Genomic DNA, 19679 nt, shown 5'->3' on the forward strand with positions numbered 1-19679 from the left:
TAAATAATCAATCTACATTATGAATAAATTTTACCTTCTAGGTATAGCCTTTGCACTATTTTCTTGTAAAGAAGCCCCTAAGAAAAAAGCGGTTACCGATGCTGTTGATGAAGTAATAACGCAAGTAGATTTGGATAAATATCCGGCGGAATTAAAAAAAGTTTTTGAAGCTCATGGCGGTTTAAATATTTGGAAGGGATATAAAACATTGAATTTTGAAATGCCTAACGAGAAGTTCAACGAAATGCAAACAATTGATCTTCATAAAAGATTTGATAAAATTTCTGCTCCAGATTACACACTTGGATATGATGGTGCTGAAGTTTGGCTTTTAGATAATACAGGTAACTATGAAGGTAAGCCGAAATTTTATCATAATTTAATGTTCTACTTCTTCGCAATGCCATTCGTATTTGCTGACGACGGAATAAAATATGAAGAAGTTGATGCTTTGGTTTATGATGGAGTTTCATACCCAGGATATAGAATTTCTTATAATAGTGGAGTAGGTTCTTCTTCTTCAGATGAGTACTTTATTCACTATGATGCAAAAAACTATGAAATGAGATGGTTGGGGTATACTATGACGTATTTTAGTGGAGAACCATCTGATAAGATAAGCTGGATCAACTATGCTGATTGGATAAAGGTTGATAAGGTATTGTTGCCTAAAGCCATTACTTGGCATAAAGTAGAAGAGGGAGAAATCAAAGAAGCCGCTAATACAGTAAGCTTTGAGAATGCTAGTTTATCTACATTTGCCAAGCCCAAAGGATTTTATTCTAAACCTAAGAATGCCATAATTGTAGAGTAAGGCTTTTCTCAAAATCATATAATATTTTTAAAATAGGTGCCATTTTTATGGCACCTTATTTTTTATACCTAACTTGGAATTTATCTAATTTTAAAAGGATATGAACATACTTTTTTTTGGCATAACAAAAGAAATTGTTGGTAGTTCTGAAATCAGTTTTACTGATGTATTTAAGCCTGTAAATGTTGCTGAGCTTAAAAAACAACTTATTGATTCTTATCCTGGATTTTCAAAATTAAACTCATTGGCGATAGCTGTAAATAGTGAATACGCCGATGATAATGTACCATTAATTGGCAATGAAGAAATTGCCATTATACCACCAGTAAGCGGAGGCTAATGAGGAAAGTTATTGAAATAGTCGATGTTATTGACACTGCTTTGGTATCTGGAGAATTAAATGATGTCAAAAGTGGCGAAATCTGTGTTTTTGTAGGTGCCGTACGTGAATTTATAAACAATGAAGAAGTTGCTTTAAAGTTTGAAACCTGTAAATCAATGGCATTGAAAGAGATGGAGAAGATTGCCGACATAGCAATGCAAAAATCGTCATTGAATAAAGAGGTCAAGAGACATGCCGTTGGTGAAAAAGGTTTTGAGACACAAGAAAAATATAAGGACGTATTCAACAATTTAATGACTTCAATAGGAAGATAATGCAGAAAAAATTATCGCACATAGACGAATTGGGGAACGCTACCATGGTAGATGTTTCTCATAAAATAGCTTCGGTACGTACAGCAATTGCAAGTGGTACTATAAAATTTCCTATGGAAATTTTTAAATCATTATCAGAACAGGATTTTGTGGGCAAGAAAGGAAGTATCGTACAAACAGCTGTTATTGCAGGGATACAAGGTGTAAAGAAAACATCAGAATTAATACCTTTATGCCATCAAATAAATCTGTCCAAAATCAATGTTGAAATTGAACCGGCTTTAAATTCGTTTCAGATTACATGTACTGTAAAGTGCAATGAAAAAACGGGTGTTGAAATGGAGGCATTGACAGGGGTATCTATTGCAGCTTTAACTATTTATGATATGTGCAAGGCACTTTCGCAAGACATTGTAATCGGGGCAATTCAATTAGAACAAAAAACGGGAGGGAAGAATGATTTTCAAAGATAAGTTATACGGGTTGGTGCTTTCAGGAGGTAAAAGCACGAGAATGGGAAAGGACAAAGGTTTAATTACCTATCACAAGCTTCCGCAACGAGAACATTTATATCAATTGTTGAACGAGGTTTGCGACCGTACATTTTTAAGTATCCGAAAAGACCAAGTGCAAGAGATTTCAAATGATTTTGAAACTATTGTGGATACAGATGAGTTTCGTGGTCCTTATAACGGATTATTATCTGCGCATAAAGTTCACCCTGAAGCTGCTTGGCTGGTATTGGCGTGCGATTTGCCATTAATGGATAAAAAGGCATTACAGGAGTTAGTAGCTGCAAGAAACTCGAATAAAATTGCTAGCGCTTTTGCCGATGCAGAAAACCCATTGCCAGAACCTCTTTGTGCTATATGGGAACCGGATGCTTTAAAACAGTCCGCTGCATATTTAGAAGCCGGGAATGGTTCTTGTCCAAGAAAATTTCTGATTAATGCCGATGTAAATTTGGTCTTTCCAGAACGGAAAGAAGTGTTGCTCAACGCAAATTCTAAGGTGGAGTATGAGGAAGCGTTGCTAAAAATAGCACCATGAACGAGGAACGTTACCTAAGACAAATTACTTTAGACGGATTTGGAACCGTAGGTCAGCAAAAGCTAAAACAAGCCAAAGTTTTGGTGGTTGGTGCTGGCGGACTCGGAATTCCCGTATTAACATATCTAAACGCAATGGGAGTTGGTACGTTGGGAATTGTTGACGCAGATGTGGTTTCATTATCTAATCTTCACCGTCAAGTTTTGTTTACGGAAGCTATGGTGGGTATGCCCAAGGTTGAGGTAATAAAAAAACAATTGTCAGCTCAAAACTCCACTACACAAATACATATTTATCAAACTTATTTAACGATTGCTAACGCACTTGATATTATTAAAGATTATGATATCGTTGTTGATGCTACCGATAATTTTCCCACTAGATATTTAATTAATGATGCCTGTGTAATTGCAAATAAACCTTTTGTTTATGGTGCATTACACGCTTTTGAGGGTCAAGTGAGTGTTTTTAATTATAATGGCGGACCAACATATCGTTGTTTGTTCCCGACCATGCCTGCGGCAGATGCCGTTCCTAACTGTAATGATAATGGTGTGCTGGGTATTTTGCCTGGTATTATTGGTAATCTACAAGCTTTAGAAGTAGTAAAGGTTATTGCGGAGATAGGAGAGGTGTTATCAGGTGTTTTGTTACTTTTTGATACCCTAAGCCAACGTACACAACGAATGAAATTTAAATTACAGGCTGGTAATAATGAGATTAAATCACTTGCTACTAGTTATGAGTTTGATTGTGAACTTCCTTTAAAATCAATAGATGCTGTTGAGCTTCAACAATTGCTTTCAGGTAATCCTGTTGAACTGATAGATGTGCGAACCGATAAAGAATTTCAAAGGCAACATTTAAAAGAAGCCAAGCATATTCCTTTAAATGAATTAACAGGTAGAGTGGCTGAGGTTGATTTAGAAACTACTATTTATGTTATTTGTCAGTCTGGGGTTCGTAGTAAAAAAGCAATCGTAAAGTTACAAGAATTATGTCCTGGTAAAGATTTTGTCAATGTTACCGGTGGTATGAACCAGATGAAAAACTATGTTGATACCTATTGAGCAATTGGTGTTTATAAGCATCGGATTTTTTATAATCGCCACATTATATTCTTCTGTAGGTTTTGGCGGTGGCTCTAGCTATTTGGCTTTATTGACGCTTGTTTTAACTAGTTTTTTTGCCATTCGCTCTATTGCATTGGTTTGTAATTTGGTGGTAGTTTCAGGTAGTACATATCTGTATTTCAAAAATGGTCATGCAAAACTAAAAGATTTTCTGCCTTTTGTTTTGGCAAGTATTCCGCTAGCGTATTTAGGAGCTACATTCCGATTAAAGGAGAGTGTTTTTTTTATAATTTTAGGATGCTCTCTTATTCTATCGGCATTGTTTTTAGCTGTTCAGACTTTTGAAATCAACAAATCGAAAAAGGAGGTTGAAAATTATCCAAATTACTTGAGCTATGTTCTTGGTTCAGGAATAGGGTTTTTATCGGGACTCGTGGGTATTGGTGGAGGCATTTTTTTAGCTCCCGTGCTAAATCACTTACGTTGGAATAAAGCCATAAAAATAGCAGCGCTTGCAAGTTTCTTCATTTTAGTAAACTCCGTATCTGGGTTATTCGGGTTGATAACTAGCGATTCATTGTCATTGCCGTGGCGAGAAACTATTTGTTTGGTTGTAGCAGTCCTACTTGGCGGACAGTTAGGAATTCGCATCAGTCTTAAAAAACTATCGGCAAATGGTATTAAAAGGATAACCGCTTTATTAGTTTTCATAGTGGGCATACGGGTCTTGTTGGTGAATGGACTCGAATTGTTTTAGAAGATTTAAATAATTGTCTTCAATTCTTCAAGGGTATAATTTATAATAGTTTTACCTTTAATTCCATGATTACATTTAAAGAAGCATACCAAAAAGTGTTAGCCCATCCTATAGATTTAGGAACAGAGAATGTATCACTTTTAAATAGTTTGAATAGAATATTGGCTGAAGATATTTATGCAGATCGAGATTTTCCTCCTTTTGATCGTGCTACCAAAGATGGTGTTGCTATTCAGTTTTCAGATTTTGTAAATAATGGGCACTCTTTTAAAATTGAAGGAGTTGCTGCTGCTGGCGTAATTCAGCAAGTTTTGAAGGATAAAAACAACTGTTTAGAAGTGATGACCGGTGCAGTAGTGCCATTGCATTGCGATACTGTGGTCATGTATGAACACATTACTATTGAAGGTGGTAAGGTTACGATTAATGAGAAAGTGAACAAAGGTCAGAACATACACTACCAAGGCAGTGATGAGAAAGTAGGTGCACTTCTTTTATCAAAAGGAAAAAAAATCAGTCCAGCAGAAATAGGAGTAATGGCTACGGTTGGCAAAGTAACGGTAAAGATTAAGGGAAATCCGAAAATTTGCACTATTGCAACAGGTAATGAATTGGTCGAGGTTAATGAAACTCCCAGACCGCATCAAATACGAAAATCTAATATGCTGACTATTGAGTCCGCATTATTGAGTTCTAAGATTGAAGCCAGTTCACTTCATTTGTTGGATGATAAAAAAGAAATTGAGCGAGAATTAGAAAAAGCTTTACAGGATAACGATGTACTTCTATTAAGTGGCGGAGTATCAAAAGGAAAGTTTGATTTTATCCCGGAAGTAATGGAATCATTAGGTGTAGAGAAGGTATTTCATAGAGTGCTACAGAGACCTGGTAAACCATTTTGGTTTGGAATTCACCATAAAATGAAGACGGTTATTTTCTCATTTCCTGGAAATCCCGTTTCTACATTTGCCAATTATCACCTATATTTTTTAGCGTGGTTACAAACCTCTTGGCAACTTCCATTAGATAATTCGTATATTAAGCTAAGTGCAGCAATTAAAATAACACAGCCGCTAACCCGATTTATTCAGGTTAGTACAGAAGTAAAAGAGGGTATGTTCTGGGCAACTCCTGTTGTTGAAAATGGTTCTGGAGATTTAACCAGTTTAGCAAAGGCCGACGGATTTATTTGTCTAGAACCAAGAAATAAGGAGTATGAGGTAGGGGAGGCTGTACCTTTTGTAAAGACCAGATAATAATCAATTAAATTTTTCTATATGAATCCAGTAGTTAAGAATATTTTGGCGGTTGTAGCTGGAGTAGTTGTTGGTAGTATCGTTAATATGGGAATTATTATGATTAGTGGTTCCATAATTCCGCCACCAGAAGGTGGAGATATTACGACAATGGAAGGGTTAAAGGCGACTATGCATTTATTTGAACCCAAACATTTTATTTTTCCTTTTCTGGCACATGCTTTAGGAACACTTGTAGGCGCCTTTGTTGCAACTAAAATAGCGGCATCAAGAAAAATGCTAATGGCTTTGGTCATTGGCTTGTTTTTTCTAATTGGTGGTACCGCAAATATTGCTATGCTTGGCGGACCAATGTGGTTTACCGCTCTAGATATTATAGTGGCTTACATGCCCATGGCATTTCTAGGATGGGTGTTGGCTAAGAAATGATTTCTTAAATATTTATCCCTCTTTAGAAAGATTAACTCAGTCCATTCTAAATAGGATATTTATTGTAAATACTATTATGGGTGTTATTTCTCTTTAGGATTTAAAATTTGAGTACTTACGGCCACAGAATCAATTTTGGATTTTGAGTAGTAGAGGGGGAAGTATTCATCTTTGGCCCATGGCTCAAAAAGATTATTATAAAATTGACTATTTGGGTTACCAGATTGCCCAGGGCCATTTGTAGCGAATGAAGAATCCCAATTTCCTGTGTTGATTATAACTCTAAATGAAGCACCGCTGCTTTGTCTGGAGTTTCCGCCGGTAGAGCCAACAGTTTGTCCATTACCACCTCTTGGTAGTGGACCTAAATCTAAATTATTTTTTGTTTTTTCATCGACAGCACTACTTAGTGCATGTTCCATGTACGTATGTTTATTGTTTTCTTGTCCATATTGCCAGTGTTCCATATTAGTACCAAGTTTAGATTCTAGTTTAGTAATGGCCTCTTTGAAAGCATCAGCTAAAAACTCGTTTCTTCCTTTAATCGGATTTGCTCCAAATTTACTATCAGGAGTCAAAACCCAATCCAGAACACGTTTTACTTGTAAATCGGGGACAATACCTTTGCCGGCTTTTGGAACGAACATATCATAGGCTTTTTGCATTATTTGTTCTTCCCATGCTACATAAATTGCAGCAGGTATAGAATTTGATTCTAATTTATAGTTCCAATTATTCAGTTTGTCTTTTGCTTCTAGTGCTCTATCATCAAAAGTAATTTTTAGCAATAATGGAACTAATGTTCGGGCAGGAATTGAAAGATAATCGGTTTGTAAAGCCTTCATATCATCCATTGTCATTTTTTTGCCAGATTCTAAAACTTCTTTAATTCGTTCACCACGATAAGGGTCTGCCCAAGAATATCCTATAGCATCCCAATGGGTAAAATCATTAGACGTTACATTTTCATTAGCGGTAGCTATATACCCTTTTTCGGGATTAAATGCATTTGGTTTTTCTATAATAGGTAAATAACCATCCCATTCAAATCTACCATCGCCTGGTACAGGAACTAGCCCACTGAAATTTTTCCGAATGGGCGCAATCCCAACGGCTTGCCAGCCAATATTACCTTTTGTATCTGCCCAAATCATGTTTTCCCCAGGAATGTGACTATAGGTACATGCTTCTCTAAACTCTTCCCAATTTTCAGCTTGATTCATTCGTAACGATGCTAAATATGGGGACCCACCAGGTTCTAGCCAAGCACAACGAACGGCATAGGCAACATTATTTTCTTTATCTATAAAAGTAACAGGACCATGTAGCGTATATGCTAAGTCAACTATGGAATCTTTTTGTCCTTTTATTTTAATGGTTTCTGAAATATGTGTCATGTCTACCCAATGATCTTTATGCTTATACTGGTTTTGATTTTCAGGATTTAATTCATAAACATATAAATCCTCTCCATCGGTTTCAAATACGGTTAGTCCCCAAGCTCCATATTCATTATGGCCAATAGAAATTCCCGGTATCTCAGGTTCTCCACCACCAATGACATCCCACCCAGGTGCAACTAAATGTGTCATATATCTCAAAGATGGAATAGCAATGGTTCTATGAGGGTCATTGGCCATATAGGTATGGCCATCTTTCATCTGTGAGCCATTTACGACCCAATTATTACTTCCTATACCTAACGAATCGGATTTAAAATTTATAAGATGTGTTAAAGCCTTTTCTTCACTGGTATTTCTAAATGAAGGTATAATATCCTCTTTTTCAAATTTAACCGTTTTACGATAGGCGTTGTAAAGCTCTAGAATATCATTGTCTAGCAGACTTTTGTTTATCAATGGGTCAATTTCAATATCAGGGTCCTTTGGATGTAACCAGAATAATTCTTTTGTTTTAGCTGCACCTAGTTTAGTAACTGTACGAGCAATCTGTAGTTCTTCATTAATATTTCCTAAAAGTCCTTGGTGTCTGGAAATAACAACTTCTGGTGTCCATTTCTGAGGTTTTATATCTAAAATTTTAAACTCGATAGGTAGTAGCTCAGGTGTTTTTAAAATGTTATCTATATATGCGTTTACTCCATTGGTATAGGCTGTTATAATTTCTACTCCATCATTATGATAATGATTCATTTCGGTCGTCATATCACCTCTAAATTTGAATAGGCGAGTTCCAATATCCCTTTTTAACTCACGTTCTCCCAAAATTTCAGAAACTGTGCCGGTGGCTTGTCTTCGCCAAATTTCGAATTGAAAAAGCCGGTCGGCTGCGGCTGCATATCCTTGAGTGAAAAAAAGGTCATGTTGATTTTGTGCATAGATATGATTAATTCCCCACTTATCCCTAACTAGCTCAACAGGTTCTTTTAATTCCGTTAGTGTCAACGTGTTTGAATTAATGGTCTTTGATTTTTTACAGGAAAAAGCAAGGGCCAATAAAATAAGTATCAAAAAGTTTTTCATAAAAGTATTGGTATGTTGGTTATAAATAAAGGGTATGTAAAAAGTCCATTTACTGATAACAATCAAATAATATCCTATAGTGAAAATTGTTTCTATAGATTATTTGAATTTATCGAGACTTTTTAAATACCCTTCAGTTTAAATACTCAAAATAAACTCAATAAAAATGTAATTTTATGGCTAATGGGTATCAGCTTAAATTTACAGTTTTATTTTATTCTTTGTACAATAATTTTTATTCCCCTTCGTACTTGCCCATGTATCGTTTCCATAATTCCGTTTGGTGTGTTTCTAGTGAAACAGACCTACCATCAATGAAAGCATGTGTAAGTTGATTACCAGCCATATCTAAAGCGTCTCCTTCTGAAATAAATAAGGTTGCACTTTTTCCATTCTCTAAGGTTCCGTAAAGGTTATCTATGCCTAAAATCTTAGCGGTATTACCCGTTAATAATTGAACGGCTACCTCTTTATCCAATCCTTGTTGTACGGCTTGACCAGCATAGAAAGGTAAGTTTCTAGTTTGAAAGTTTTCTGCATCGCTATTTTGGATGGCAACGGTTAAACCAGCATCGACCAATAATTTAGGAAGTTTATAGGGTAAATCATAATCATCGTCATCATACACTGGTAAATTATGGGTGTATTGGACTAAGACAGGAATGTTGTTGCTTTTTAAGAAATCAGGAATTTTATAAGCGTGGTATCCACCGATTAAAACAATTTCTTTAGCTCCATTGGCTTTTAAAGTGTTAATAGCATCAATGATTTCTTTTTCACCATCGGCATGAACATAAAGTTTTTGAGTTCCATCAAAAATACCTTTCATTGCCGCGAAAGCTGGGTTCACCTCTTTAGCAGTGGATTTTCCATAGGCACTTGCATTTTTGAAAAAAGTAACAATTGCTTGTGTTTGTTCGCTATAATCCTTATTTGGCTGGTAACCTCTTTCTTCACCTGCCCACCAACGACCTTGCCTAAAAGTGTTTGGCCAGTTTAAATGTATACCGTCATCTATTTTAATTGCGGCATCTTCCCAGTTCCATGCATCAAATTGTACAATGGATGAGGTTCCGGAAATTCGTCCTCCCGTTGGTGCTATTTGAGCAATTAAAACCCCGTTTGGACGCATGCTTTCCACAACTTTAGACTCAGCATTATAGGCGATTAAACTGCGTACATGAGGTATAAAATCACCTAATTCATCTTCGTCATTGGTAGCTCTAACCGCATCTATTTCCACAAGTCCTAAGGTTTTTGCAGGTGCTATAAAACCTGGATATACATGTTTGCCAGTTGCATCAATAACTTTACCTCTACGGGCAATTTTCATTTTAGAATCTCCTACAAAGGTAAGTTTGCCATCTTCGAACATAATAAGCGAACTTTCTATTACTTCCCCGTTACCTAGATGCGCTGTAGCACCTTCAATGGTAATAGCCTCAGTTTGTTTTGGGGCCGGTGTTTGTTGTGCCATAGTTTGAAAGACCAAACCAAAGGCAATTAAAAACGTTATATATTTTTTCATCTCTATAATTTTATTTTAGTAGTACTTCGATTTTTTAAGCTTAATTAAAGACTTTCGCAAGTAAAATCTCTTTTTACACTTTGCTTAGGTCCTTGCGTTTTTTTACCACCGCTCTTTTCTTTAAGCATCATCGTAACTAACTCATTTCGCTCTTTTTTAATTTTTTCTCGGTTTTCCTTATCCGTTTCCAAATCAAAATAAGTTGTACCTTCAATCATGGTCTTTTCTGCTTTAGAATAAACGGATAAAGGATTTCCTGACCATAAAACGACATCCGCATCTTTTCCTTCTTTTATACTACCAACACGATTATCCAAGTGTAAAAGTTTGGCAGGGTTTATTGTAACCATTTTCCAAGCCTCTAATTCAGTCATGCCACCATATTTAATAGTTTTTGCAGCTTCCTGATTTAACCTTCTTATCATTTCCCGGTCATCACTGTTTATTGCTGTTACAACGCCTTGTTTTTGCATTATTGCCGCATTGTAAGGGATGGCATCATTTACTTCATATTTATAAGCCCACCAATCGCTAAATGTACCAGCACCAACACCATGTTCTGCCATCTTATCCGCTACTTTATAACCTTCAAGAATATGCGTGAACGTATTGATCTTAAATCCGAAATGTTCGGCAACCTTCATCATCATATTTATTTCACTCTGTACATAGGAGTGACAAGAGATAAAACGTTCGCCATTTAAAATTTCAGCTAACACTTCCATTTCTTCATCATATCTATAGGCCTCACCATTTTTCTTTTTGGCGTCATATTCTTTTGCTCTTTGGAAATAGTTCATGTAAAGTTGTTCTACGCCCATTCTAGTTTGTGGAAAACGAGAATAACTTCCCCAATTACTTTGTTTTACATTTTCACCTAAAGCGAATTTGATGAATTTAGGCGAATTGTCATAAATTAATCCGTCGGCTTCTTCTCCCCATTTTAATTTTAAAATAGCCGACCTTCCGCCAATTGGGTTTGCAGAACCATGTAGTAATTGAAGTGAGGTGACCCCACCTGCAAGAGAATGATAAATACCCATATGTTCTGGGTCTACAACATCTTCCATTTTAACTTCTGCAGTGCTATTGTGACCAGATTCATTCACCGCTAATGCCGCTATATGGCTATGTTCGTCAATAATACCCGCAGTTAAATGTTTTCCTGTGGCATCAATTACTTTTGCACCAGAACTGCTGATATCTGTTCCTATCTTGGCTATTTTGCCATTTTTAATAAGTACATCCGTGTTTTGTAAAATACCAGCTTCTTCACTTGTCCACACAGTGGCATTTTTAAATAAAACCGTTTCTGTTTTTGGTTTTGTCGCAAATCCGTAACCTACATTTGGAAACAATACCGGCATTACTTTAGGTGCTTCGCTTGTTTTATCCTTTTTATCTTCTTTTTCTTCAAATGTTTTAGATTTTGTAGCGGTAAACTGCGTTTCACTTCCGTTTGGTAGTACCATTAAACCAGATAAATTATCAGAAGAATTTGTAACAGCTCCTGTCATTCTATATGTATTTTCACCATCATCAGTGGCGAATGATAGGGTGATCCAATTATTGTCAAATGCAATCTTAGAGGTAAGTTTAGTAGTGTCTTGTTTTACTTCTATTGATGGTTTTGAAATTTTACCGCCAATTGATATGGCAAATACCCTGCCTTGCAGGTTAAGATTGTAATCTCCACGAATATCTTTGGTTTCCATAGAATTCACAACACTCTTAGAACCTTGTACCCAATTTTCAAAAAGTGTGGTAGACTTGTCAAAAACATCGCCAGAAGTGATTAGAAAGTTTGCCAAAGAACCAGTTTTTAAAGAACCAATTTCATTTGTCTTTCCTAGTATTTGGGCTGGCACCGTAGTTAAGGCTTCCAAAGCTTTTGTCTTAGGAAGTCCATATTCAATGGCCTTCATTAATTTTTCCTTGAAATTTGAAGGAGATTTTAAATCATATGTAGTAAGGGAAAATTGAATTCCGTTATCTGCTAAAACTTTAGGATTGCTAGGAGCTTGGTTCCAAAAACGCATATCTTGTAGAGAAACATAACCTACTGCGTATGGGTCAGTGACATCATAGGCATCTGGGAAGTTAATTGGTATAATGAATTTAGCGTTAGTAGCTTTAATTTCTTCAATGCGTTCAAACTCATTGCCACCACCTAAAATAGTATATTGAATTCCGTTAGCATCACCAATTTTATCGGCACGTAAGTCATTGCCCTTATCTTTAGCTTCAAAAATTTGTACTAAATTTTTGTTTGCATTCAAAGCTTCTAAGGATAAATCCGTCGTAGTAGAATTACCATTGGCATACCAAGCGGCATCACTATACATTTGTCTTAACAAAGCTAAACTACCCATTAATGAGCTAGGGTACGATTGACCTTTGGTTATACTTTTGTCTAAAGAAAAATACTGTGCAGACTTATCATCTAGTATACGATTTGCATCTGTACCTTTACCATTTAAAGCGATAAGAACCCCGGTTCCTCTTGCAATACCGTCTTGTATATGAGAATTTACGACACCAAAACCAGCTTCTCGTAAAACTTTCGCTTCCTTATCGTCATATTTAAATTGAGCAATCGCCTTATTTTCGGGCATAATATGGTCGTTCCAGTAATAGCCCTCTCTAGATGGATCATATTCAGCTGATCTACCACTTCCTGGTTTCTTTTTGGGTTGTTCTACACCAAATTTTGAATAGACATCAATAAATGATGGGTAAATACTTTTTCCCTCTAAATCAATTATAATTGAATTTTTAGGAATGCTAACATTATTTGAAGCACTGACTACTTTACCATGTTGAATTAGCAATGTTCCCTTTTCAATTACTTGTGTGGGAGTGACATAAATTTTAGCGTTCGTAAAAGCTGTATAATTATTGTTATTGACTTTTACCCCAGCATTTTCGGGAAAATACTCTTGAGCAGTTAAAAATGAGCTACACCAAAGAAGGCATAGCGCAATAGTTAGTTTTTTCATTACGTTTGGTTTGAATTAGTGTTTTAAAAATACTCGGATTATACAGTAAGTTCGGTCTATTTCACTTTTGTTTAACAATTAGTTGTTGCTATTTTATGAATCGTTATTTAAAATTTAAAGGATTAAGTAGAAATACTAAAGAAATGTACTGGAATTTTAGAATACGTAAATTGGTTTAAAGGGGATGTTTTTTATGATAAGCAACCAACAACCCTACAACCGCATTATAACTTCTTATTCCTTCAGTCTGATTATTGGCTTTAAGAAAAGAATTGAATATAGATTTAAAGATTGGTTCCATTGGATTTTCATAAGAATTCCAAAATACAGCCATTTCTTGAAAATTATTTTTAACTCCGGGATTTAAGCTAGATAGCAGACGGATAAACTCTTCTTGGTTACCACTTCTTATGTCATTTAAACAATAACCAAGGGCATAAGCATAAGCAGCGTATTGAAAATAAATATCTTCATTCTTAGAAGTTACTAGGTATCCTATAAAATTGGTTTCATTCTCTGCTGAATACCCTAGTTGATGGCCAATTTCATGACCTGCTACAACCGGAAATCTGAAATTTGGTAGTAAACCATTTACTTGCGCCTCGTTGGTAAAAGGGTTTAAGTAGCCCGCATAACCCATATAAGTTAGTCCGGTGCTAAATAAAGATGTTTTTATACTTGGTTTGGTATAAGATAAAAAAGGATGAGTTTGCTGCAGTTGTTCATACCCTAAAACCGTTTTTTCAAAAATCTGTTTTTGCGTATAAGGTATATTTACCGCTATACTGGAATCCTGAGTGATATTTAAATGCGTTTCATTCGTTTTATCAATTAATCTTGCCGTGAAATCTACTAACTCTTCATAATCCCTATTTGCTTTAATATTTAATTTTTGAGCAAGTGGCTCTCTATAATAATTCATTCCCCACATAAAATGAAAAGTGAAATAAGCCACTGAAAGTATCATAAAAACATTGCGTGTAAATTGTAGTTTGTTTTTCCAGATGGACTTTCTTTTTTTAATTAAATAAGTTATTGAAAGAAGAATTAGAATAAAATAAATAATATCTCCAACCGAGAAAGATATCCACCCAAAAAGCACTCTGAAAAATTTTGATATAAAGGGGTAAATTCCTGTACTATAGTACTGTTCCACTAAATGGGTATAATTGCCAAGCCATTTTACTATGATGATTTGGGGAATCAATGCCAGTGCAACAGCATTTTTAAATGATATCTTCATTACTGTCAAAAATAGCGAAATCCTTTTTCTATCTGTATTTTTGTTCGCATTAACATTGAAAAAATACTATGAGCATTAATAATTTAGAACCAAAAGCGGTTTGGAATAATTTTTCGAAATTAAATGCAGTGCCTAGGCCATCTAAAAAAGAGGAAAGAGTAATTTCTTTTATGATGGATTTTGGTATAAACCTAGGCTTAGAAACTTTTTCTGATGCTATCGGTAATGTTATCATTAGAAAACCTGCTACACAAGGAATGGAAGGAAAAAAAATGATTACGCTACAAAGTCATTTGGATATGGTGCATCAAAAAAATGCGGATACCGTTTTTGATTTTGATACTCAAGGAATAGATATGTTCATTGAGGATGATTGGGTGAAAGCGAAAGGAACCACGTTAGGGGCGGATAACGGTATGGGAGTAGCGGCTATAATGGCTCTTTTAGAAAGCAAATCTATTCCACACCCACCACTTGAAGCGTTGTTTACTATTGACGAAGAAACTGGCATGACTGGAGCATTTGAATTGAAAGCAGGCGTTTTAAAAGGTGAGATACTTTTAAATTTAGATACGGAGGAAGATGATGAAATAGATATAGGTTGTGCTGGAGGTATTGATGTTACCGCAACAAGAGGTTATAATGAAAAGGAAGGAGCACATGGTGATGCCGGATTAGAGATTACGGTTAAAGGGTTAAAAGGAGGACATAGTGGTATGGATATTCATAAAGGTTTGGGTAATGCCAATAAAATCATGAATCGATTACTTTACTTAGGCTTAGATTACAATGTTCGAATGAGTACATTAAAAGGAGGTAGTTTGCGAAATGCAATTCCTAGAGAAAGTACGTGTAAGCTTAACGTTGGTAAAAAGCATGTTGATAAATTCATAAAAAAAGTAACTAAGCTTTCTAAAGCAATTAAAGCTGAATTAAAAGTTCAAGAGCCTAATTTAAAGATAGAGTTATCTGAAGTTAAGCCTGCCAAAAAGGTATTGGGGCTTGGTGCTCAAGAGAAATTAATTAAAGCTGTTTATGCTGCACAAAATGGAGTTTATGCCATGAGTGGTGCTTTTGATGATTTGGTGGAAACTTCTAATAATATAGCTGTTGTTGAAGTTGTGAAAGGGAAAATAACCATTGGCTGTTTAACACGTTCTTCTGTTGATTCGGCAAAGTTAGATTTAGCAAATTCTTTACGTTCGGTTTTTGAATTAAGTGGTTTTGATGTAAAATTTAGCGGATCTTATCCTGGTTGGAATCCAAATCCAAATTCTGAAATTCTTTCTATAGCAAAAGCGACTTACATTAATTTATTTAATGAACAGCCAAGGGTTGTAGCTTGTCATGCAGGTTTAGAATGTGGTATTTTAGGTCAAAATTATCCCGATGTAGAAATGGTTAGTTTTGGACCTACAATTTTAGGTGCACATTCACCAGATGAACGTGTTAGTATTTCATCGGTTCAGAAATTTTGGAAATTGCTTTTAGAAATATTGAAGAATACGAAATAGAAAAGGTAGATGTATTGCTTTAAATCCTTGGTTAAAACTGGGGATTTTTGCTTTTTAGCTCCTTACGAACCATTAATCCACTTTGGGTTAAATTAGTAGTATTCCATTGACCAGTTGAGCTAGCGTTGGGTAAAAGTGCCGCAGAATTTTCTTCTTTATCGGCTATTGACCAATTACACCAAGATATTTTGTTTTCATCTAGAAAAGTCCACCAGGTATTGGTTTCTTCTGCGTCAATAAAACCATCACCGGAATAATCTGTAGTGCCAAATTCTGTAACAAATAACGCAATATTATTGTCCAGAGCTTGTTGTGCAATATCACGTAATTCTTGTTTGTGGGTTGTTGCATAATAATGAAGTGTATAAGCGACATTGTCATCATCAATTTCATTGCCAATTACATCATTTACGTTTTGCGACCAGTTTCTAGTTCCACAAACTACAATATTGTCCGGGTCGTATTTTCTAATCTCAGTGATTACGGCTTCGTGATACGGTTTTAAAACAATGTCCCAGGAAACATCTAACGGTTCATTATATAGTTCGTATATAATGTTTGGTTGATTTCCATATTTCTGTGCCACTTCAGAAAAAAATGCTTTTGCTTCTTCTTCATAGTCTTCGGCATGGTGGCTATGCCAATCTACAATAACATAAATGCCTTCTACAATTGCGGCATCTATAACCGTAAATATTTTGTTTTTTTCAACCTCTGGATTAGTGATGTAGCCTTCTGAATCTTCTATGCCCATTGCAGCTCTTACTATAGTGCATTGCCAATCATTTTTTAACCAAGCTACTGTTTCTGAATTGTAGTATTGACCCATCCATTGGCTCCAAAAAAAGGACATTCCCCTTAATTGAACTTCAATGTTATTTTGGTCTAAAATTTTATTGCCCTCAATATGTAATTGTCCATGTAATGAAACAATGGTGCCTTCTGAGGTTGGTGTGGTAGTAGGGCTAGTAGGAGTTTCTTCAATAAAAGTTTCTGTAGCTTCTACAGTATTCACGTTTTCTTTGCTTGAAGAGTCACAGGAAAAGACAATACTTGAAAAAAGAAAAACTATAATCGTTAAGCTAAATTGTCTAAACATAAGAGATTTAAATTTTTAAGATAACGATTATAGTTTTACATACTTATTGGGTAATACCAGTGATTTCTAGGTCAAATATTAAATCTGCATTAGCAGGAATTGGTCCACCACCTTGTGCGCCATAACCTAAATGAGACGGAATGAACAATCGAACTTTGTCACCAATTTTCATCGTTAATAAGCCTTCTCTAAAACCTGGAATTAAACGAGATTCCGGAGAATAATCCATTGGTATTGGGTTGTATCCCATAGCTTGTTCTCTATTCCAGTCAAAAACTCCATATTTTTCGGCAACTTCCTTATAATTGCTATCAAATAAAGTGCCGTCCATTAAATAACCGGCATACATAACATCTACTTTTTGGCCAACTTTTGGCTTTTCGCCATTTCCGTTTTCTAACGTCAAAACCTTAAGTCCAGATGGTAATTCGGTTGCCTTTGCTTTTTGTACTTCGATTGAAGCTACAAATTCTTCTTTAACTTTTTTAATCGCCGCAATTTTTTCAGCTTTTTCTTTTTCAATAGCGGCTAATCTATCTTCCTCACCATCAAAATATTCGGTCATTATCTTTACCGCATCAAATTTTCGCGCCTCTTTACCGTTTCTGATTATCTCAACAGTATTCATAGTAATTGGTTCTACTGGTTTATTACCGGCACCAACTTGAACATTTGCTATAGAATCAACAACATCCATACCTTCTACTACTTCTCCAAAAACGGTATGCTTATTATCTAACCAGGGCGTAGGTTTATGAGTAATAAAAAATTGACTTCCGTTTGTTGTAGGCCCAGAATTAGCCATAGATAGAATACCTTTTTTATCATGGACCAAGGAATCGTTAAACTCATCCATGAACTTATAACCAGGGTTTCCTGTTCCTTGTCCTAAAGGATCGCCTCCCTGTATCATAAAATCTTTCATAACCCTATGAAAAATGATGCCATCATAATATTTTTTACCCTTGTACTCTTCACTAACAAAGGTGTTTGTACCTTCTGCCAATGATATAAAATTTGCTACGGTAACGGGAGTTTTATCTTGTTCTAAGCGAACAATAATATCTCCTTTAGAGGTTTTTATATCTGCAAATATGCCATCGCCTAAGTCGGCTCTTTTACTAGTTTTGCAGCTGGTTATCATTAAGCCTATCACCGCAAATAAGTACATTTTTTTAATCATAATGGTTATTTTAATTTACTGTATTATCTTGTTGTTTTTCTATTTGTAATATGGTAATGGTAGATTTTAAAGGAACATTACTTCCAATTTTATTTTCGTCGCCATGGTATCCAAAAGCAATTGATGAAGGAAATAAAAAAGTAGCTCGCTCGTTTACTTTTAATATTTTAACAGCATTTCTTAACCCTAAAAAAAGCTCTTGTTTGTCTACTTTATAGCTGACTATTCCTATATCTTCTTTTGAATAAATGGTGTCATTGTCCAATGTTAATATGTCATAGTTAAAGACAACTAAATCGTCTGTTTTTGGGGTGTAATTACTTTCTTCGTTTACGGTAAGGTAATGGTACCATGACCCAGAGGCACTGTGAGTATAATGCTTTAAGGAGTCCGTTTTTATAATTTCTTGAATTTTAGCTTCTTCGGCTTCCAATAATTTTCTACTTCTTTCAATAGATTCTTTAAAAAAACTACCGCTTTTGGTTTGTACAGGTTTTCTGGGTGTAGGCCCTTCACAGCTACTGTAAATTATTAAAAGAAGGAATATATATACTAATCTCATGACCTTAATTGATTCTTGTATTGAGGTAATAATGAGGTGAAAAATGTTATCGTTTCTTCAATTGAGTCGTCACTTTTACCACCAGCAGCATTGGTATGGCCGCCTCCATTGAAATGGGTTCTTGCAAAATCATTTACTGAAAAATCACCTACAGACCTAAAAGAAATTTTTAAAATACCTTCTTCTTTGTTTTCTATAAAAATTACAGCTAATTGAATTCCGTCTAGGGTTAATCCATAATTTACAAAACCTTCTGTATCCCCTTTTTGGTAATTATATTTGTCTAACTCCTCTTGACTCAACGTAATATAGGCCGTAGCATACTCCTCTAATATGACCATATTTTTTAATGCACAACCCAATAAGTGTAATCTACTTGGTGAATTTGTGTCATATATTCTGTGATGAATTTCGGTTCCTTCGGCACCCTTGTCCATAAGGTCGGCAACAACTCTGTGCGTGTTGCTTGTGGTAGCTTTAAATTTAAAAGAACCAGTATCTGTCATAATGCCCGTGTAAATGCAATTGGCCATTTCAGTAGTAATACTGTCTTTTTTACCTAATTGGTTAATAAGAACATACACCATTTCACAGGTGGAACTCATACGAACATCTGAATACATGATTTTTGCGTAATCCGATGGTTCTTGGTGGTGGTCAACCATAACGAAAGTGGCACTGGCCAGTTCTAAAGACTCGCTCATTTGCCCAACACGACCTAAATGATTAAAGTCTAGCGTAAAAATTATTTCGGCATTACTAATGCAAGTTTTCGATTGTGAATTTTCCTTTTCAAAATTTAAAATTTGGTCTGCCCCGGGCATCCATTTTAAAAACTTAGGAAAATCATTTGGTGCAACCACACTGGCGGTATGCCCGTTATTTACTAAATAATGCCATAGTGCTAATGTTGACCCAATGGCATCACCATCAGGATTTTTATGTGGAATAATTGCTATTTTCTTTGGTGAAGAAAGCAACTTTTTAAGCTCGTTTAGGTGCTCTAAATTCATGGCGGCAAAGATACAATTT

18 protein-coding genes are annotated in these 19679 nt (G+C 35.4%); 10 read left to right on the forward strand and 8 right to left on the reverse strand.

Going from position 1 to position 19679, the window contains the following annotated elements; translation table 11 throughout:
* The first annotated feature begins 19 nt into the window (after positions 1 to 19).
* The 9 genes from BTR34_RS14355 (at position 20) to BTR34_RS14395 (ending at position 6036) form a co-directional block, all read left to right on the forward strand.
* Positions 20 to 814 (forward strand): hypothetical protein, encoded by a 795-nt coding sequence (locus BTR34_RS14355; protein ID WP_068482701.1) that lies wholly within the window; start codon positions 20 to 22, stop codon positions 812 to 814.
* 100 nt (positions 815 to 914) lie between these two features.
* On the forward strand, positions 915 to 1154 hold the full coding sequence (locus tag BTR34_RS14360; protein ID WP_068482698.1) for a MoaD/ThiS family protein: 240 nt from the start codon (positions 915 to 917) through the stop codon (positions 1152 to 1154).
* Entirely contained in the window at positions 1154 to 1471 is a 318-nt protein-coding gene (locus BTR34_RS14365) for a molybdenum cofactor biosynthesis protein MoaE (RefSeq protein WP_068482695.1), read from the forward strand. Before BTR34_RS14360 ends, BTR34_RS14365 begins: the two co-directional genes overlap by 1 nt.
* On the forward strand, positions 1471 to 1944 hold the full coding sequence (gene moaC, locus BTR34_RS14370; protein ID WP_068482693.1) for a cyclic pyranopterin monophosphate synthase MoaC: 474 nt from the start codon (positions 1471 to 1473) through the stop codon (positions 1942 to 1944). Before BTR34_RS14365 ends, moaC begins: the two co-directional genes overlap by 1 nt.
* On the forward strand, positions 1928 to 2521 hold the full coding sequence (locus tag BTR34_RS14375; protein WP_068482690.1) for an NTP transferase domain-containing protein: 594 nt from the start codon (positions 1928 to 1930) through the stop codon (positions 2519 to 2521). The genes moaC and BTR34_RS14375 overlap by 17 nt, the downstream gene beginning before the upstream one ends.
* A complete protein-coding gene (locus tag BTR34_RS14380; protein ID WP_068482687.1) occupies positions 2518 to 3591 on the forward strand; it encodes a HesA/MoeB/ThiF family protein in 1074 nt (357 codons plus the stop codon). Before BTR34_RS14375 ends, BTR34_RS14380 begins: the two co-directional genes overlap by 4 nt.
* Positions 3575 to 4351 (forward strand): sulfite exporter TauE/SafE family protein, encoded by a 777-nt coding sequence (locus BTR34_RS14385; protein WP_068482684.1) that lies wholly within the window; start codon positions 3575 to 3577, stop codon positions 4349 to 4351. Before BTR34_RS14380 ends, BTR34_RS14385 begins: the two co-directional genes overlap by 17 nt.
* A gap of 65 nt (positions 4352 to 4416) precedes the next feature.
* Positions 4417 to 5607, forward strand: a complete 1191-nt coding sequence (locus BTR34_RS14390; protein ID WP_068482681.1) for a molybdopterin molybdotransferase MoeA — start codon at positions 4417 to 4419, stop codon at positions 5605 to 5607.
* 21 nt (positions 5608 to 5628) lie between these two features.
* Positions 5629 to 6036, forward strand: a complete 408-nt coding sequence (locus tag BTR34_RS14395; protein WP_068482678.1) for a hypothetical protein — start codon at positions 5629 to 5631, stop codon at positions 6034 to 6036.
* Positions 6037 to 6119: 83 nt separating this feature from the next.
* Here BTR34_RS14395 and BTR34_RS14400 read toward each other — a convergent pair whose 3' ends face one another.
* From BTR34_RS14400 to BTR34_RS14415, 4 genes are all read right to left on the reverse strand, one after another.
* Positions 6120 to 8519 carry a penicillin acylase family protein gene (locus tag BTR34_RS14400; protein ID WP_068482676.1) on the reverse strand — a complete coding sequence of 800 codons (2400 nt, stop codon included), beginning with the start codon at positions 8517 to 8519 and terminating at the stop codon, positions 6120 to 6122.
* 235 nt (positions 8520 to 8754) lie between these two features.
* Positions 8755 to 10047: an amidohydrolase family protein gene (locus tag BTR34_RS14405; RefSeq protein WP_068482673.1), complete on the reverse strand. Its 1293-nt coding sequence runs from the start codon at positions 10045 to 10047 to the stop codon at positions 8755 to 8757.
* A 44-nt stretch (positions 10048 to 10091) separates the two neighbouring features.
* Positions 10092 to 13046, reverse strand: a complete 2955-nt coding sequence (locus tag BTR34_RS14410; RefSeq protein WP_068482670.1) for an amidohydrolase family protein — start codon at positions 13044 to 13046, stop codon at positions 10092 to 10094.
* 175 nt (positions 13047 to 13221) lie between these two features.
* Entirely contained in the window at positions 13222 to 14289 is a 1068-nt protein-coding gene (locus BTR34_RS14415; RefSeq protein ID WP_068482667.1) for a DUF3810 domain-containing protein, read from the reverse strand.
* Positions 14290 to 14357: 68 nt separating this feature from the next.
* Between BTR34_RS14415 and BTR34_RS14420 the strand changes: the two genes are divergently transcribed.
* The gene (locus tag BTR34_RS14420; RefSeq protein ID WP_068482664.1) at positions 14358 to 15803 is read left to right on the forward strand and encodes an aminoacyl-histidine dipeptidase; all 1446 of its coding nucleotides are present in this window, start codon (positions 14358 to 14360) and stop codon (positions 15801 to 15803) included.
* 31 nt (positions 15804 to 15834) lie between these two features.
* Here the strand turns inward: BTR34_RS14420 and BTR34_RS14425 are convergent, their stop codons facing one another.
* The 4 genes from BTR34_RS14425 to BTR34_RS14440 all read right to left on the reverse strand — a co-directional run bounded on the left by BTR34_RS14425 (position 15835) and on the right by BTR34_RS14440 (position 19660).
* Positions 15835 to 16818, reverse strand: coding sequence for a glycoside hydrolase family 5 protein (locus tag BTR34_RS14425; RefSeq protein WP_235843166.1), 984 nt, complete (start codon positions 16816 to 16818; stop codon positions 15835 to 15837).
* A 127-nt stretch (positions 16819 to 16945) separates the two neighbouring features.
* Positions 16946 to 18082 (reverse strand): peptidylprolyl isomerase, encoded by a 1137-nt coding sequence (locus BTR34_RS14430; protein ID WP_068482820.1) that lies wholly within the window; start codon positions 18080 to 18082, stop codon positions 16946 to 16948.
* Between the two features lie 13 nt (positions 18083 to 18095).
* Complete coding sequence (gene gldI, locus BTR34_RS14435) at positions 18096 to 18647, reverse strand: gliding motility-associated peptidyl-prolyl isomerase GldI (protein WP_068482658.1); 552 nt, start codon at positions 18645 to 18647, stop codon at positions 18096 to 18098.
* Entirely contained in the window at positions 18644 to 19660 is a 1017-nt protein-coding gene (locus BTR34_RS14440; protein WP_068482655.1) for a DHH family phosphoesterase, read from the reverse strand. Before BTR34_RS14440 ends, gldI begins: the two co-directional genes overlap by 4 nt.
* Positions 19661 to 19679 lie beyond the last annotated feature (19 nt).

The organism is Maribacter hydrothermalis, from assembly GCF_001913155.1.
Lineage (GTDB): Bacteria > Bacteroidota > Bacteroidia > Flavobacteriales > Flavobacteriaceae > Maribacter > Maribacter hydrothermalis.

Excerpts from the sequence above, each read along its gene's own strand:
- BTR34_RS14355 (WP_068482701.1), top strand. The coding sequence starts at position 20 with ATGAATAAATTTTACCTTCTAGGTATAGCCTTTGCACTATTTTCTTGT.
- BTR34_RS14360 (WP_068482698.1), top strand. The coding sequence starts at position 915 with ATGAACATACTTTTTTTTGGCATAACAAAAGAAATTGTTGGTAGTTCT.
- BTR34_RS14365 (WP_068482695.1), top strand. The coding sequence starts at position 1,154 with ATGAGGAAAGTTATTGAAATAGTCGATGTTATTGACACTGCTTTGGTA.
- moaC (WP_068482693.1), top strand. The coding sequence starts at position 1,471 with ATGCAGAAAAAATTATCGCACATAGACGAATTGGGGAACGCTACCATG.
- BTR34_RS14375 (WP_068482690.1), top strand. The coding sequence starts at position 1,928 with ATGATTTTCAAAGATAAGTTATACGGGTTGGTGCTTTCAGGAGGTAAA.
- BTR34_RS14380 (WP_068482687.1), top strand. The coding sequence starts at position 2,518 with ATGAACGAGGAACGTTACCTAAGACAAATTACTTTAGACGGATTTGGA.
- BTR34_RS14385 (WP_068482684.1), top strand. The coding sequence starts at position 3,575 with ATGTTGATACCTATTGAGCAATTGGTGTTTATAAGCATCGGATTTTTT.
- BTR34_RS14390 (WP_068482681.1), top strand. The coding sequence starts at position 4,417 with ATGATTACATTTAAAGAAGCATACCAAAAAGTGTTAGCCCATCCTATA.
- BTR34_RS14395 (WP_068482678.1), top strand. The coding sequence starts at position 5,629 with ATGAATCCAGTAGTTAAGAATATTTTGGCGGTTGTAGCTGGAGTAGTT.
- BTR34_RS14400 (WP_068482676.1), bottom strand. The coding sequence starts at position 8,519 with ATGAAAAACTTTTTGATACTTATTTTATTGGCCCTTGCTTTTTCCTGT.
- BTR34_RS14405 (WP_068482673.1), bottom strand. The coding sequence starts at position 10,047 with ATGAAAAAATATATAACGTTTTTAATTGCCTTTGGTTTGGTCTTTCAA.
- BTR34_RS14410 (WP_068482670.1), bottom strand. The coding sequence starts at position 13,046 with ATGAAAAAACTAACTATTGCGCTATGCCTTCTTTGGTGTAGCTCATTT.
- BTR34_RS14415 (WP_068482667.1), bottom strand. The coding sequence starts at position 14,289 with ATGAAGATATCATTTAAAAATGCTGTTGCACTGGCATTGATTCCCCAA.
- BTR34_RS14420 (WP_068482664.1), top strand. The coding sequence starts at position 14,358 with ATGAGCATTAATAATTTAGAACCAAAAGCGGTTTGGAATAATTTTTCG.
- gldI (WP_068482658.1), bottom strand. The coding sequence starts at position 18,647 with ATGAGATTAGTATATATATTCCTTCTTTTAATAATTTACAGTAGCTGT.
- BTR34_RS14440 (WP_068482655.1), bottom strand. The coding sequence starts at position 19,660 with ATGAATTTAGAGCACCTAAACGAGCTTAAAAAGTTGCTTTCTTCACCA.